The sequence below is a fragment of the Streptomyces chilikensis genome (assembly GCF_001642695.1).
Classification (GTDB): domain Bacteria; phylum Actinomycetota; class Actinomycetes; order Streptomycetales; family Streptomycetaceae; genus Streptomyces; species Streptomyces chilikensis.
In genome coordinates this window covers 504,883-518,065 of sequence record NZ_LWCC02000005.1, presented here as the reverse complement: position 1 = coordinate 518,065, position 13,183 = coordinate 504,883, and the positions used below count along the sequence as shown (strand labels likewise).

The window sequence follows — 13,183 nt, the reverse complement described above, 5'->3', positions numbered from 1 at the left end:
CGCCTCAGGGGCGGGGGAGGGGCCAGACGCGCTCCCGCGCACGTTCCGGCCCGTGCCCCGCCGGCGGGGCACGTCCGTTCCGCCCGCCGGCCGGGAAGGGCGCTCCGGCTCCGGTCCCGGCCGGTCGCCCGGCCGGCCGGGGGCGCGCGGGACCGGGGGCGCGCCGGCCGCGGCGGTAGGGTGATCTTCATGCCCGAGGTGTCCTACCTTGCCGTGACCGACCGGATCGGCCTGCGCCCCTTCACCCTCGCCGACGAGGCGGAGTTCACCGCCCGTGCCCGCGAGAGCCGGGAACTGCACCGTCCCTGGCTCTTCCCCCCGGACAGTCCCTCCGCGTACCTGCAGTACGCGACCCGGCTGATCGAGAGCCCGGACAAGGAGGGGTACCTGATCTGCGACCGCGCCGACGGCGGCGCCCTCGCCGGGTACGTGAACATCAACAACATCGTCCACGGCGCCTTCCGCTGCGGAGCCCTCGGCTACGGCGCGTTCGCGCACGCCGCCGGCCGCGGCCTGATGACCGAGGCGTTGAACGCCCTCGTCCGGTACGCCTTCGCGCCGCCGCTGAACCTCCACCGGCTGGAGATCAACGTCCAGCCCGGCAACGCCCGTTCCATCGCCCTGGCCCGCCGCGCCGGTTTCGCCAAGGAGGGCTACTCCCCGCGCATGCTCTTCGTCGACGGCGCGTGGCGCGACCACGAGCGCTGGGCGATCACCGCGGAGACGGTCCGGGGCTGAAGGCGAGGCCGCCGGCCCCTGGCGCGACCGGCGCCCTCCCGCTCCCACGGCCGGGTGACGGCCGCCCGCCGTGAGGTGCTGACGCCGCCCGCCGCCGAGCCGGGCCCCGGCAACCCGCTGCCGCCGTTGGAACCGCCGGACGAGGCGCACCGGGCCGGGGAGCGCGACCGCCAGGGCCTGTCGCGCGGCACGGCCCGGCGGACGGGGCGCGCCCGCTCACCGGACTGCTCCCGGAACGCGTCCGCGACGGCCGCGACCGCCACCGCGCACCACGGCCGGCGGAGGCGGTCGCCGTCGAGGACGACCGCCTCCGCGCGACCGTGCTGCCCGCCCCCGGCGGCCGGACCGCATCCCTGGTCCACCGGCCCGCCGGACGCGAGCTCCCCCGACGAGCCGCTGCCGGGCCGCCACGACTTCCGGACGCGCCCCCGGAGCGAGCCCCGGCGCGGCCCCTGGTGCGGGCTGCCCGGCGCGGCCCCTGGAGCGGGCCGCCCGGTGCGGAGCCGCCGGTGTGGGCCCGGGGCCGTTTCGGCCACCGGGCCGGGGGGACGCGGAGGGGGTCACGCGGAACGCGATCCCGAGGGGACCCATGCACACCGACGACCGAGCTCCCGACAACGCCGAACTCGCCCGCCTCGCCGAACTGGGACAACAGCTGAGGGTGGACAGCGTGCGCGCCGCCGCGGCCGCCGGGTCGGGCCACCCGACCTCCTCGATGTCCGCGGCCGACCTGATGGCCGTGCTGCTCGCCCGCCACCTGCGCTACGACTTCGGCAACCCCGGCGACCCCGGCAACGACCGCTTCGTGCTCTCCAAGGGGCACGCGTCACCGCTGCTCTACGCGGCGTACAAGGCCGTCGGGGCCATCGACGACCAGGAACTCCTCACCTTCCGCGAGCACGGCAGCCGTCTGGAGGGCCACCCCACGCCGCGCCGGCTGCCCTGGGTGGAGACCGCCACCGGCTCGCTCGGCCAGGGCCTGCCCGTCGGCGTGGGCATCGCCCTGTCCGGCAAGCGGCTGGAGCGGGCCCCGTACCGGGTGTGGGTGCTGTGCGGCGACAGCGAACTGGCCGAGGGGTCCGTGTGGGAGGCCGCCGAGCAGGCCTCGTTCGAGCACCTGGACAACCTCACCGCGATCGTCGACGTCAACCGGCTGGGACAGCGCGGCGAAACCCGCCACGGCCACGACCTGGACGCCTACGCGCGGCGGTTCAAGGCGTTCGGCTGGCACACCGTCGAGGTGGACGGCCACGACGTCGAGGCGGTCGAACGGGCGCTGGGCGAGGCGAGCTCCACCGTCGGGCAGCCCGCGGTGGTGCTGGCCCGCACCCTCAAGGGGCGCGGCGTGGCGGCGGCCGAGGACAAGGAGGGCCTGCACGGAAAGCCGATCAAGGACGCGGAGGGGGCGATCGCCGAACTGGGCGGCGAACGCGACCTGCGGATCCAGGTCCGCGAGCCCTGGGAAGCCGGCGCCCGGCCCGCCGCGCGCACCGGCACGCCGGAGCTGCCGCGCTGGAGCGAGGGCGAGGAGGTCGCCACCCGGGACGCCTACGGCGCGGCCCTCGCCGCGCTCGGCACCGCCCGCGACGACGTCGTCGCCCTGGACGGCGAGGTGAGCGACTCCACCCGGGCCGAGGCCTTCGCCAAGGAGCACCCGGAGCGGTTCTTCGAGTGCTACATCGCCGAACAGCAGATGATCGCCTCCGCCGTGGGGCTGGCCGCCCGGGGCTGGGTGCCCTACGCCTCGTCGTTCGCGGCGTTCCTCAGCCGCGCCCACGACTTCGTGCGGATGGCGGCGGTCAGCGGGTCCGGCGTCAACGTGGTCGGCTCGCACGCGGGCGTGTCCATCGGCCAGGACGGTCCCTCGCAGATGGGCCTGGAGGACCTCGCGATGTTCCGCGCGGTGCACGGCTCGACCGTGCTGTACCCGTGCGACGCCCACCAGACCGCCCGGCTGGTCGCCGCCATGGCCGACCTCACGGGCATCCGCTACCTGCGCACCTCGCGCGGCAAGAACCCGGTGCTCTACGGGCCCGACGAGGAGTTCCCGGTCGGCGGCAGCAAGGTGCTGCGCTCCTCCGGCGAGGACCGGCTCACCCTGGTCGCGGCCGGCGTCACCGTCCACGAGGCGCTGGCGGCCGCGGACGAGCTGGCGGCGGAGGGCATCGCGGTGCGCGTGGTCGACCTGTACTCCGTGAAGCCGGTCGACGAGGAGACCCTGCGCCGGGCCGCCGCGGAGACCGGGTGCCTGCTCACCGTGGAGGACCACCACGAGGAGGGCGGCATCGGCGACGCCGTCGCCTCGGCCTTCACCGACGGGTCCCCCGTGCCGCGCCTGGTGAGGCTGGGGGTGCGCTCCATGCCGGGGTCGGCGAGCCCCGAGGAGCAGCTGCGCGAGGCGGGCATCGACGCGCGGTCGATCGCCGCGTCCGTGCGGCTCCTGACCGGGCAGGGCGTGCCCGCCTGACGCCGGTGGCGCCGGTACGCCGTGGCCGGACCCGCACGGGTCCGACCCGTCCGTGAAGGGCGGTCCGCGAAGCCGTCACGGGAAGGACGCAGAAGAGGCCGGTCGGTGCGCATCGGGAGGTTTGCCGTCAGGGTCACCGGTCATCCGCACTCACAGAGGTGGCCATGACGAATACACCGAAGCAGGAAACAGAAACCGAGAACACCGAGAACACCGAGCAGAAGGAACCGGATCAGCGCCGTCCGCGCCCCACCGAAGTGCTGCGTGAGGCGCGGGCCCAGCTCGAGGAGCTGACGGGGATGGCCGCCGAGTCGGTGTCGTCCTTCGAGAGGACCGAGGACGGCTGGTCGCTGGAGGTGGAGGTGCTCGAACTCGAGCGCGTCCCCGACACGATGAGCCTCCTGTCGACCTACAAGGTCGACCTGGACCCGGACGGCATGCTCACCGGCTACAAGCGCATCCGGCGTTACGAACGCGGACGTTCGGACAGCGGCCGCCGCTGACGAGGCGGCCCAGGAGTCCTACGTACACGTCCGCCCGACTTCCCGTGACAGGGCAGGCCTGCCCGCGACGGCGGTCAGGCATGCCCGGAACAGTGAGGAGCACCCGTGACGGTTGTACCGGCACAGCAGAGCGGTGGTGGCGGCGGCAGCAGCGGCCTCTACGACGTTCTCGAACTCGTCCTCGACCGGGGCCTCGTGATCGACGCGTTCGTGCGCGTCTCCCTGGTCGGCATCGAAATCCTGAAGATCGACATCCGTGTCGTCGTCGCCAGCGTGGACACGTACCTGCGCTTCGCCGAGGCCTGCAACCGCCTCGACCTGGAGTCCGGTCCGCGCAAGAACCCCGGGCTGCCCGACCTGGTCGGCGAGATGACCGAGTCCGGCGCCCGCGGCAAGTCCAAGGGGGCGCTCTCCGGAGCCGCCGAGACCATATCCGACGCCTTCCGGCAGGGCCGCGAGGAGCGCAAGGAGCCCGCGTCCGCGCGGCGTAAGGAGGAGAAGGAGTGAGCACCTACGTCTACGGGATCGCCTCGGCGTCCCACCCGTCGCTGCCCGAGGGCATGGGCGGGGTCGGCGATCCGCCGAACCCGGTCCGGCTCCTCAAGGAGGGCGACCTGGTCGCGGTGGCGGGCGACGCGCCCGAGGACCTGCGTCCCAAGCGGCGTGACCTGCTCGCCCACCAGACGATCCTCGCCGAGGCCGGCGCCGGCGGCTGCGTGCTGCCGATGCGCTTCGGCAACGTCGCGCCCGACGACGACGCCGTCCGCCGGGTGCTCGCGGAACGCGCCGGCCACTACGCGGAGCGTCTGCGCGCCCTGGAGGGCAAGGCGGAGTACAACGTCAAGGCCAACCACGACGAGCAGGCCGTGCTCCACGTGGTGATGGGCGAGGACGCCGAACTGCGCGCCATGGCCGAGGCCAACCGCCAGGCCGGCGGAGGCAGCCACGACGACAAGCTGAAGCTCGGCGAGATGGTGGTGTCCGCGATCAAGGCCCGCGAGGGCGTGGACGCGGCACTCCTCCAGCAGGCGCTGGAGCCCACGGCCACGGCCGTGGCCACCGGAGCCGAGTCCACCGGCTGGATCACCAACCTGTCCTTCCTGGTGGCCGCCGACTCCGCGGAGGAGTTCCTCGGCGCCGTCGAGCGGTTCCGCGAGGAGAACCCGCACGTCCAGCTCCGCGTCAACGGGCCGCTGCCGCCCTACAGCTTCGTGGAGCCCGGCCCCGCCGACCACGCGCCGGAGGGCGCGGGGCAGGCGGCCGGCGCGGCCGTGGAGTGACGCGGTGGGACTCCTCTCCGAGGTGCTGCTGCTGCCGCTCGCGCCGGTGCGCGGCAGCGCCTGGGTGATCCGCCAGGTCATGCGCGAGGCCGAGCGCATCTATTACGACCCCGCCACGATCCGCGCCGAACTGGCGAGTCTGGAGGAGCAGTTGGAAGCAGGCGAGATCGACGAGGAGGAGTTCGACCGGCGTGAGGACGAACTGCTCGAGCGGCTGGAGACCGCGGCCGGTGTGCAGCAGCGGGGAGGCTTCGGATGAACGCCGCCCAGCGCTGGGAACTCGGACTCGCGGCCACCGCGGGCTACGTCGTCGGGCGTACCCGGACGCTGCCGCTCGTGATCGCCGTCGCCATCGTGCTGGCCGGCCGGGAGGAGCCCCGCGCCTACCTGGCCGGCCAGGGGCGGCGGCTGCTGATGGAGGGCGTCCGCACGGCCGGCGCCGCCACGGCCTGGTGGGACGACTCGACGCTCCGCAAGATGTTCGCCCGCGGCGCGGACGACGCCGGCGGGAAGCACGGTGACACGGACCCCGACGAGGACGAGTTCCCCGTCGGGCGGACCGGCCGCCAGGAGATCGAGCCGGCCTGAGAGCCCCGCCGGCCGCCGCTCGCCGCCCTCCGGGACGGATGTCCCGGGCGGGGGAACTGGAGCGGCGGCCCGGGCTCGGGCAGGGTGGAGGTACGGGCCTCGCGCACGGACCGCACGCCCGGCCCGCCCGGGTCCCCGCCCGGCCCCACGGCGAGAAGGAGTGACCATGAGCGGACTGCGGTACGTCTACGCGGTCTGCCGCCCGTTCGAGGCGGCGCTGCAGGCCCAGTTGGGCGGTGTGGCCGGCTGCCCGCCCACGGCCGTCCACCACCAGGGCCTGGTGGCCGTGGTGAGCACTGTCCCGGCCGACGAGTTCGACGAGGGGCCGCTGCGGCACCGCCTGGAGGACCCGGAGTGGCTGACCGCGACGGCCAGGGCGCACGAGCAGGTGATCGACGCCCTCACCACCGTCACCACCCCGCTGCCGCTGCGGTTCGCCACCGTGCTGCCCGACGACAGCGCCGTGCGCGTCCTGCTGGAGACCCACGCCGCCGAGATCCGGGCCGTCCTCGACCGGCTGGCGGGCCGGGTCGAGTGGAGCGTCCGCGTCTACCTGGGGGACGAGCGGGGCGCCGAGGAGGCCGAACGCCTCGCCGCCCGCCTGCACGAGGAACTGCGCGCCGCCGCCGAGGAGAGCCGGCTGCACCCGCCCCGCATCCTCAAGGTCACCGACGACGAGGAGCGCGCCTGGGGGCGCAACCTCCTCGACGCCGCCTACCTGGTGCCGCGCCGGCAGTCCGGAGGCTTCGTCGAAACGGTCGACAAGGCCCGTGAGGTCCTGCCGGAGGGCGGGGTGCGGGTCCACCTCACCGGCCCCTGGGCGCCGTACTCGTTCGGAGAACTCGGCGGAGGCCGGTGAGTCCGCTCCGGCACCGGGACCGCGGCGGGCCGGGACACCCGCCTGCGGGTCCTCAGGCCGTACGGCGGCAGAGGATCTCCCGGTGGGGGACCGTGAACCGCCCCTGCGGCAGGCGCCCCCACTCCCGCCAGGCGGCCGCCACCGCCTCCAGCGCCTGCGCGTCGGCCAGGTCCAGCTCCCGCACCCGGTCCGCGTAGCCGGGCGCCAGGGTGCGGTCCGCCCACATGCCGCTCCACCAGGCACGGTCCTCCGCGTCGCGGTAGACCCACTCCGACGAGGAGACGACGACCTCGTCGAACCCCGCCCCGCGGGCCCAGCCGGCCAGGAAGCGCCCCGCGTCGGGCTCCCCGCCGTTGGCGCGCGCCGTCCGGCGGTAGACCGCCCGCCACTCGTCCAGTCCGGCGCAGGCGGGCGTCCAGCGCATCGCGCCGTAGTCGGAGTCCCGCGCCGCCACCAGCCCGCCCGGGCGGGTCACCCGCCGCATCTCCCGCAGCGCGGCCACCGGATCGCCCACGTGCTGGAGCACCTGGTGGGCGTGGACCACGTCGAACGCGCCGTCCGGGCAGGGCAACGCGTGCACGTCCCCCACCGCGAACTCCACGTTCCCCGTGCCCCGCCGCGCGGCCTCGGCGCGGGCGTCGGCCAGCACCCCCGGGGCGCGTTCCAGACCGACGACCACGCCGCCCGGCACCAGCTCCGCCAGGTCGGCGGTGAGGGTCCCCGGTCCGCAGCCGACGTCCAGCACCCGCATCCCCGGCCGGAGCGACCCCATCAGGTACGCCGCCGAGTTGGCGGCCGTCCGCCAGCGGTGCGAGCGCAGCACCGCCTCGCCGTGCCCGTGCGTGTAGACCGCTGTCTCCCGAGTTCTGCCCATGCCGCGCCCCCTTGGCGAAGAACCGTGCCGACGGGCGCCACGCTACCCCGGCCCGACCGCATCATGAGATATCCGTCTCATGATGCGGTCGGGCCGATGTCCGGGGCCCGGTGCTCCGCGGCCGGCGCGTGCGCCCGGCGCGCACCCGGGACGGCTCAGGGCACGGGGCGGTAGACCGTCAGGGCGCGCGGCAGCTTCCGCAGCGTCACCGCGCCCCGCACGTGGGTCACCTCGCCGTCGTAGGCCAGCAGGGTGCCGGGGGAGACGTGTTCCATGTGCAGGTGCGGCACCTGCACCGCGGCGTGCGCGGGGGAGCGGGTCAGCGGGCCGGCCAGTGCCGCGGAGAGCAGCCGCACGGCGGGCCACCGGCCGCCGTGCACCACCCGGACGTCCAGCTGCCCGTCGGCCAGGTCCGTCCGCCGGCCGGACATCACGCCCATCCGGTGGTACGTGCCGTTGCCCGCGAAGAGCAGCCACAGCGGATGGGTGCGGCCCTGGAAACGGGCCTCCAGGGGATGGCGGTCGGCCCGCAGCACCCGCACCGCCGACAGCAGCCCGGCCGGCCAGCCGCCGATCCGGCCCGCCCACCGTTCCCGCTCGCGCACCAGCTCCGGGTAGACGCCCAGGCTGCAGGTGTTGAGGAAGATGCCGCGCCGCTGCTCGGTGCTGAACATGCCCACGTCCACGCGGACGGCGTCGCCGCGTTCCAGCGCCCGGGCGAGGCCGCGGACGTCCTCGACCCCGAGGTCGTAGGCGAAGTGGTTGAGCGTCCCGCCGGGCAGGACGGCCAGCGGCAGGTCGTGCCGCAGGGCGATCCGGGCGGCCGCGTTGACCGTTCCGTCGCCGCCGCACACGCCCAGCACCCGGGCCAGTGACGCGGCGCGCTCGAGTTCGTCCTCCAGGGCCTGCGGCTCGCACTCCACGATCTTCGCCAGGGGCAGCGCGGCACGGAGGGCCAGTGCCCGCTCGGAGCTTCCGGAGGCGCTGTTCACCACCATGATCAGCCCCGCGCCGTGCGGCAGCGCGGGCGCCTCGGCCCGTGGACGGGCCGGAGGCCTGGCCTGGTCGCGGGTGGGCACCAAGGCCCGCGCCGTGAAGGCGGCGCCCACTCCGAGGGCCGCTCCCACCAGCACGTCCATGGGGTAGTGCACGCCCGTGTAGACCCGGGAGAGGGCCACCGCCCCGGCCAGCGGGGCCACCGCGGCACCCCAGCCGGGGGACTCCAGCGCCACCCCCGTCGCGAAGGCCGCCGCGGAGGCGGAGTGGCCGGAGGGGAACGAAGTGGTGTGCGGCTGCTTCTCCAGCCGCCGCACCAGCGGCACCACGTCCAGCAACGGGCGGGCACGGCGCACGGACCTCTTGCCGACCGTGTTGATGGCGGCCGACGCCAGGGCGAGCGAACCGACGCCGCGCAGGGCGGCCCGCCGGGCCCGCGGGGTGCGGGAGGCGGCGATCGCGCCCGCCACGGCGAACCAGAGGACGCCGTGGTTGGCGGCCCGGCTCAGTCTCGGCAGCAGTGCGTCGGCTCCCGGCCAGTGCCGCCTGGCCACCGTCTCGAACACGCCGCGGTCCGCGTCCAGCACGCGTTGCAGCACCCCCCTGGCCGTTCCGCACGATTCCCGGGCGCCGAAGCGCCCGCCCACACCCATGTCACGCGTCATCCTCGACGAGTACCCGCCGGGGGAGGCTTCCCGCCGCAGGCACGCCGCACGCGCGTCCGTCCCGTCCCGCGCGCGGCCGTCCCGCCGGGCCGCCCCAGGTGCACGGACGCCCGCATGAGGGAACCCGGCACGACACGGCTCGCGGAGCGCGCCGTCGAGCGGAAGGAACGGAACCCGCATGCGCCTGCTGCTCATCCGCCACGGCCAGATCCCGCCCAACGCGCGGGACGTCCTCGACACCCGCGTCCCCGGCCCCCCGCTGACCGAGCTGGGCGAGCGGCAGGCCCAGGCGCTTCCGGACGCCCTGCACGGGGAGGACATCACCGCCCTCTTCGCCTCCACCCTGGTGCGCACCCAGCTCACCGCACGGCCGCTGGCCCGCAAGCTCGGGCTGGAGATCAGGGTCCGCGACGGCATCCGTGAGATCACCGCCGGCGAGTTCGAGGGCGAGTCAGGCCACAGCGGGCGCGGGCTGCGCTACATGGAGATCGCGTTCTCCTGGGCGGCCGGCCAGGTCACCCGGCGCATGCCCGGCGGGGAGGACGGGGTGGAGATGCTCGGCCGCTACGACGCCGTCGTCGAGGAGGCGTCCGCCCTGGGCGCCGACGTCGTCGCCTTCCTCAGCCACGGCGCCGCCATCCGCACCTGGACCGCCGCCCGCGCCGACAACGTGGACGTGGAGTTCGCCGCCTCCCATCCGCTGGAGAACACCGGCGTGGTGGTCCTGGAGGGTTCCCCGCAGGACGGCTGGAAGGCGCTGTCCTGGGCCGGCGCCGTGGTCTCCGCCACCGGGCCGGACGCGGGGAGCGGCCCCACCGGCCGTCCCGTGGAGTGAGGGCGGGATAACGGTTTGCCCCGGTCGGGCACGGACCCGGACAATGCCTGCCCATGGGATACCTGGAAGCCGCGCACCTCGAGTACCACCTGCCCGACGGCCGAGCCCTGCTCGGCGACGTCTCCTTCCGGGTGGGCGAGGGCGCGGTCGTCGCGCTGGTCGGACCGAACGGCGCGGGCAAGACCACGCTGCTGCGGCTGATCTCCGGCGAGCTCAAGCCGCACGGCGGCACCGTCACCGTGCAGGGCGGACTCGGCGTGATGCGCCAGTTCGTCGGCTCGGTGCGCGACGAGACCACCGTGCGCGACCTGCTGGTGTCGGTCTCCGTGCCGCGCGTCAGGGCCGCCGCCGAGGCCGTCGACGAGGCCGAGCTGGCCATGATGACCCACGACGACGAGGCCGCGCAGATGCGTTACGCGCAGGCCCTCGCCGACTGGGGCGAGGCCGGCGGCTACGAGGCGGAGATCCTCTGGGACATCTGCACCACCGCCGCGCTCGGCGTGCCCTACGACAAGGCGCAGTGGCGGCAGGTGCGCACCCTCTCCGGCGGTGAGCAGAAGCGGCTGGTCCTGGAGGCCCTGCTGCGCGGCACGGACGAGGTGCTGCTGCTCGACGAGCCGGACAACTACCTCGACGTGCCGGGCAAGCGGTGGCTGGAGGAGCGCCTCGCCGAGACCCGCAAGACGGTGCTGTTCGTCTCCCACGACCGGGAGCTGCTCTCGCGCGCCGCGCAGAAGATCGTCAGCGTGGAGCCCGGTCCGGCCGGCGCCGACGCCTGGGTGCACGGCGGCGGCTTCGGCACCTACCACGAGGCCCGGCGGGAGCGGTTCGCCCGCTTCGAGGAACTGCGGCGGCGCTGGGACGAGAAGCACGAGCAGCTGAAGAAGCTCGTCGTCAACCTGCGGCAGGCGGCCTCGGTCAGCCACGACATGGCCTCCCGCTACGCCGCCGCGCAGACCCGGCTGCGCAAGTTCGAGGAGGCCGGGCCGCCGCCTGAGCCGCCGCGCGAGCAGGAGATCACCATGCGGCTCAAGGGCGGGCGCACCGGTGTGCGGGCCCTGACCTGCGAGGGGCTCGAGCTCACGGGCCTGATGAAGCCCTTCGACCTGGAGGTCTTCTACGGCGAACGGGTCGCCGTGCTCGGCTCCAACGGCTCCGGCAAGTCGCACTTCCTGCGGCTGCTGGCGGGGGAGGACGTCGCCCACACCGGCGCGTGGAAGCTGGGCGCGCGGGTGGTGCCCGGGCACTTCGCCCAGACCCACGCCCATCCCGAGCTGCTGGGGCGGACGCTGCTCGACATCCTGTGGACCGAGCACTCCCAGGACCGCGGGGCGGCGATGTCGCGCCTGCGGCGGTACGAACTCACCCGGCAGGCGGAGCAGACCTTCGACCGTCTCTCCGGCGGACAGCAGGCCCGCTTCCAGATCCTGCTGCTGGAACTGCAGGGTGTCACGGCGCTGCTGCTGGACGAGCCGACGGACAACCTCGACCTGGAATCGGCGGAGGCGCTGCAGGAAGGACTGGAGGCGTTCGACGGCACGGTGCTGGCGGTCACCCACGACCGGTGGTTCGCCCGTTCCTTCGACCGGTTCCTGGTGTTCGGCAGCGACGGGCGGGTCCGCGAGACGGCGGAGCCGGTCTGGGACGAACGCCGGGTGGACCGCGTCCGCTGACCCCGGCGCGCGGAACGCCGCCGCGTGCGCGAGCCGGCTCGCAGGACGCCGGCTCGCAGGACGCCGGCTCGCGGGCGGAACGGGGCGGCCCGTGGTCCCGGTGCCCGGCCCGCGCGCTCCCCGGGGCGGGGCCGCCGCTCACGGGGAGCCCGCCGCGGGGTCACGCCCAGCGCAGGAGCGCGCCGAGGCCGCCCACCGGTACCACCGGGGAGTCGTCGTCCAGCGCCGGATCCACCGAGATCGCGGGCGCCCCCGTCGCGACCACGGACCGCAGCAACGCGTCGTCGGCCCGCGCCGCCCACGAGTGCTGCTCGCCCAGGATCCTCAGGTCGGTGCGCCGCACGGCCAGCTGGTCCGGCTCCTCGCCGATCCAGATCTGACGGTGCGCGTCCGGCCCGTCCAGGTTGACCAGCAGCTCGTCGATCCGGTGCTCCTGCGCGGCCTCCACCAGCGCCGGCACGCCCTCGACCGCCCCCGCCCCGCCCTGCCGGTCCCGCCCGCGCGCGGCCAGGAACCTGCCCAGGTCGGCCTCCGCCTTCTGCCGCTCGTGGGTGGCGCGCAGTTCCTCCACCTCGTCGTCCAGCAGGCGGCTCCCGCTCCCGTGCGAGGCCTCCACGGTGCACTCCCGCACCGGCGGGGGGAGGTGCTCCCGCACGGCCCGCCGGTCCCGGTCCTCGCCGACCAGGATCACCAGGTCCGCCCGGGTCTCCTCCTGGCAGGAGGCCGCCTCGCGGGCGATCTCCGCCGCGTTCTGGTCCCAGGTGTTCTCCACCGCCAGCTGGAAGTGCCGCTCCGACCAGTCGGACGACGCCGTGCGGTGCAGCGGCCACTGCCGGCCGACCACCTCACCGGCGTCCGAACTGCCCAGCGCGCTGCGCAGCTCCAGGTCGGCGCCGCGGCGCGAGACGTAGACCACCAGGCAGGTGGGGTCCTCGCCCAGCAGGTTCAGCAGCGGCGAGACGTGCGGCAGCGGCGCCCACACGGCGATGCTCTCCCGTTGCGGGGCCCGGGCCAGCGACGGGTCGAGCACCACCTCGCCGTCGTGGGCGAACAGCGCCCGCCCGTGCGGCTCGGTGGAGTGCTGAAGCTCGTCGACCGCCGTCCGCACCGCCTCGCAGGTGGCCTCGTCCGCGCCTTGCGAGGCCAGTTCACGGGCGACCGCCTGAGCCATCAGGCGCCGCTCGCGCGGCGTGTCCTGGGTGTGGCGCGAGGTGTCCACGTAGACCGAGGCCCACGGGCCTCGGCGCTCGTACAGGGGCTGAAGAAATGCGAGATCCATGGTTCCGCGTCCGGTGTCGGTCGGGTGGTTGTCTTTCTCGTGCGTCGGATCCGTGTCCCAGGCGGGTACCCGTGCCCCATGAAGGAACACGAGGAACGGGGTGCCGCCATGGCAGGAGTCGAACCGGACCGGCTGGACGACCAGCAGCTGATGAAGGAACTCGAGACCATCCACCGCACGCGTCACGACACGCTGCTGCACGGGTCCAGCGACGCGCTGCGCACCCACAACGAGCGGATGGCGCAGCTGGAGGGCGAGTACCTGCGCCGCCATCCACGACGGCCGGTCTCCGCCGGGCGCACCCGGGAGGGAGCGCGGGAGCGGGACCCGGGGCAGGCGCGGGACTGAGCGACGCCCCGCACGCGGCCCCCGGCGGGCGACGGACGTGAGGAAGGGCGGACCCCCCCCGGGGGGGGTCCGCCCTTC

The 13,183-nt window shown here is 75.0% G+C and carries 14 protein-coding genes; 11 read left to right on the top strand and 3 right to left on the bottom strand.

The features are described 5' to 3' along the window. Window positions 1-189: 189 nt before the first annotated feature. From A2U95_RS02510 to A2U95_RS02475, 8 genes are all read left to right on the top strand, one after another. Complete coding sequence (locus A2U95_RS02510) at window positions 190-738, top strand: GNAT family N-acetyltransferase (RefSeq protein WP_166020603.1); 549 nt, start codon at window positions 190-192, stop codon at window positions 736-738. A 589-nt stretch (window positions 739-1,327) separates the two neighbouring features. Then, window positions 1,328-3,205, top strand: coding sequence for a transketolase (locus tag A2U95_RS02505; RefSeq protein WP_166020602.1), 1,878 nt, complete (start codon window positions 1,328-1,330; stop codon window positions 3,203-3,205). A 164-nt stretch (window positions 3,206-3,369) separates the two neighbouring features. Next, window positions 3,370-3,708, top strand: coding sequence for a gas vesicle protein GvpO (locus A2U95_RS02500; protein WP_166020601.1), 339 nt, complete (start codon window positions 3,370-3,372; stop codon window positions 3,706-3,708). 105 nt (window positions 3,709-3,813) lie between these two features. Beyond that, window positions 3,814-4,215 carry a gas vesicle structural protein GvpA gene (locus tag A2U95_RS02495; protein WP_166020600.1) on the top strand — a complete coding sequence of 134 codons (402 nt, stop codon included), beginning with the start codon at window positions 3,814-3,816 and terminating at the stop codon, window positions 4,213-4,215. Continuing rightward, window positions 4,212-4,988 carry a GvpL/GvpF family gas vesicle protein gene (locus A2U95_RS02490; protein ID WP_166020599.1) on the top strand — a complete coding sequence of 259 codons (777 nt, stop codon included), beginning with the start codon at window positions 4,212-4,214 and terminating at the stop codon, window positions 4,986-4,988. Before A2U95_RS02495 ends, A2U95_RS02490 begins: the two co-directional genes overlap by 4 nt. A gap of 4 nt (window positions 4,989-4,992) precedes the next feature. Then, on the top strand, window positions 4,993-5,247 hold the full coding sequence (locus A2U95_RS02485; RefSeq protein WP_166020598.1) for a gas vesicle protein GvpG: 255 nt from the start codon (window positions 4,993-4,995) through the stop codon (window positions 5,245-5,247). Beyond that, window positions 5,244-5,576, top strand: coding sequence for a hypothetical protein (locus A2U95_RS02480; RefSeq protein WP_166020597.1), 333 nt, complete (start codon window positions 5,244-5,246; stop codon window positions 5,574-5,576). The genes A2U95_RS02485 and A2U95_RS02480 overlap by 4 nt, the downstream gene beginning before the upstream one ends. Before the next feature lie 166 nt (window positions 5,577-5,742). Continuing rightward, the gene (locus tag A2U95_RS02475; protein WP_166020596.1) at window positions 5,743-6,435 is read left to right on the top strand and encodes a GvpL/GvpF family gas vesicle protein; all 693 of its coding nucleotides are present in this window, start codon (window positions 5,743-5,745) and stop codon (window positions 6,433-6,435) included. A gap of 52 nt (window positions 6,436-6,487) precedes the next feature. Here the strand turns inward: A2U95_RS02475 and A2U95_RS02470 are convergent, their stop codons facing one another. Together A2U95_RS02470 and A2U95_RS02465 are read right to left on the bottom strand one after the other, a co-directional pair. Beyond that, the gene (locus tag A2U95_RS02470) at window positions 6,488-7,309 is read right to left on the bottom strand and encodes a methyltransferase domain-containing protein (protein ID WP_166020595.1); all 822 of its coding nucleotides are present in this window, start codon (window positions 7,307-7,309) and stop codon (window positions 6,488-6,490) included. Between the two features lie 155 nt (window positions 7,310-7,464). Next, a complete protein-coding gene (locus A2U95_RS02465) occupies window positions 7,465-8,958 on the bottom strand; it encodes a bifunctional phosphatase PAP2/diacylglycerol kinase family protein (protein ID WP_166024720.1) in 1,494 nt (497 codons plus the stop codon). Window positions 8,959-9,148: 190 nt separating this feature from the next. Here A2U95_RS02465 and A2U95_RS02460 point away from each other — a divergent pair, with 190 nt between their 5' ends. Both A2U95_RS02460 and A2U95_RS02455 read left to right on the top strand, forming a co-directional pair. Further along, window positions 9,149-9,805, top strand: a complete 657-nt coding sequence (locus tag A2U95_RS02460) for a histidine phosphatase family protein (protein WP_166020594.1) — start codon at window positions 9,149-9,151, stop codon at window positions 9,803-9,805. A 53-nt stretch (window positions 9,806-9,858) separates the two neighbouring features. Continuing rightward, window positions 9,859-11,478, top strand: coding sequence for an ABC-F family ATP-binding cassette domain-containing protein (locus tag A2U95_RS02455; RefSeq protein ID WP_166020593.1), 1,620 nt, complete (start codon window positions 9,859-9,861; stop codon window positions 11,476-11,478). Between the two features lie 160 nt (window positions 11,479-11,638). Here the strand turns inward: A2U95_RS02455 and A2U95_RS02450 are convergent, their stop codons facing one another. Next, window positions 11,639-12,757: a baeRF2 domain-containing protein gene (locus A2U95_RS02450; RefSeq protein ID WP_166020592.1), complete on the bottom strand. Its 1,119-nt coding sequence runs from the start codon at window positions 12,755-12,757 to the stop codon at window positions 11,639-11,641. A gap of 78 nt (window positions 12,758-12,835) precedes the next feature. Between A2U95_RS02450 and A2U95_RS02445 the strand changes: the two genes are divergently transcribed. Next, window positions 12,836-13,105 carry a DUF6158 family protein gene (locus A2U95_RS02445; RefSeq protein WP_166020591.1) on the top strand — a complete coding sequence of 90 codons (270 nt, stop codon included), beginning with the start codon at window positions 12,836-12,838 and terminating at the stop codon, window positions 13,103-13,105. The last annotated feature ends 78 nt before the right edge of the window (window positions 13,106-13,183 follow it).

Coding starts and splice junctions, on each gene's coding strand:
- A2U95_RS02510 (WP_166020603.1), top strand. CDS start 190: ATGCCCGAGGTGTCCTACCTTGCCGTGACCGACCGGATCGGCCTGCGC.
- A2U95_RS02505 (WP_166020602.1), top strand. CDS start 1,328: ATGCACACCGACGACCGAGCTCCCGACAACGCCGAACTCGCCCGCCTC.
- A2U95_RS02500 (WP_166020601.1), top strand. CDS start 3,370: ATGACGAATACACCGAAGCAGGAAACAGAAACCGAGAACACCGAGAAC.
- A2U95_RS02480 (WP_166020597.1), top strand. CDS start 5,244: ATGAACGCCGCCCAGCGCTGGGAACTCGGACTCGCGGCCACCGCGGGC.
- A2U95_RS02475 (WP_166020596.1), top strand. CDS start 5,743: ATGAGCGGACTGCGGTACGTCTACGCGGTCTGCCGCCCGTTCGAGGCG.
- A2U95_RS02470 (WP_166020595.1), bottom strand. CDS start 7,309: ATGGGCAGAACTCGGGAGACAGCGGTCTACACGCACGGGCACGGCGAG.
- A2U95_RS02465 (WP_166024720.1), bottom strand. CDS start 8,958: ATGGGTGTGGGCGGGCGCTTCGGCGCCCGGGAATCGTGCGGAACGGCC.
- A2U95_RS02460 (WP_166020594.1), top strand. CDS start 9,149: ATGCGCCTGCTGCTCATCCGCCACGGCCAGATCCCGCCCAACGCGCGG.
- A2U95_RS02455 (WP_166020593.1), top strand. CDS start 9,859: ATGGGATACCTGGAAGCCGCGCACCTCGAGTACCACCTGCCCGACGGC.
- A2U95_RS02450 (WP_166020592.1), bottom strand. CDS start 12,757: ATGGATCTCGCATTTCTTCAGCCCCTGTACGAGCGCCGAGGCCCGTGG.
- A2U95_RS02445 (WP_166020591.1), top strand. CDS start 12,836: ATGAAGGAACACGAGGAACGGGGTGCCGCCATGGCAGGAGTCGAACCG.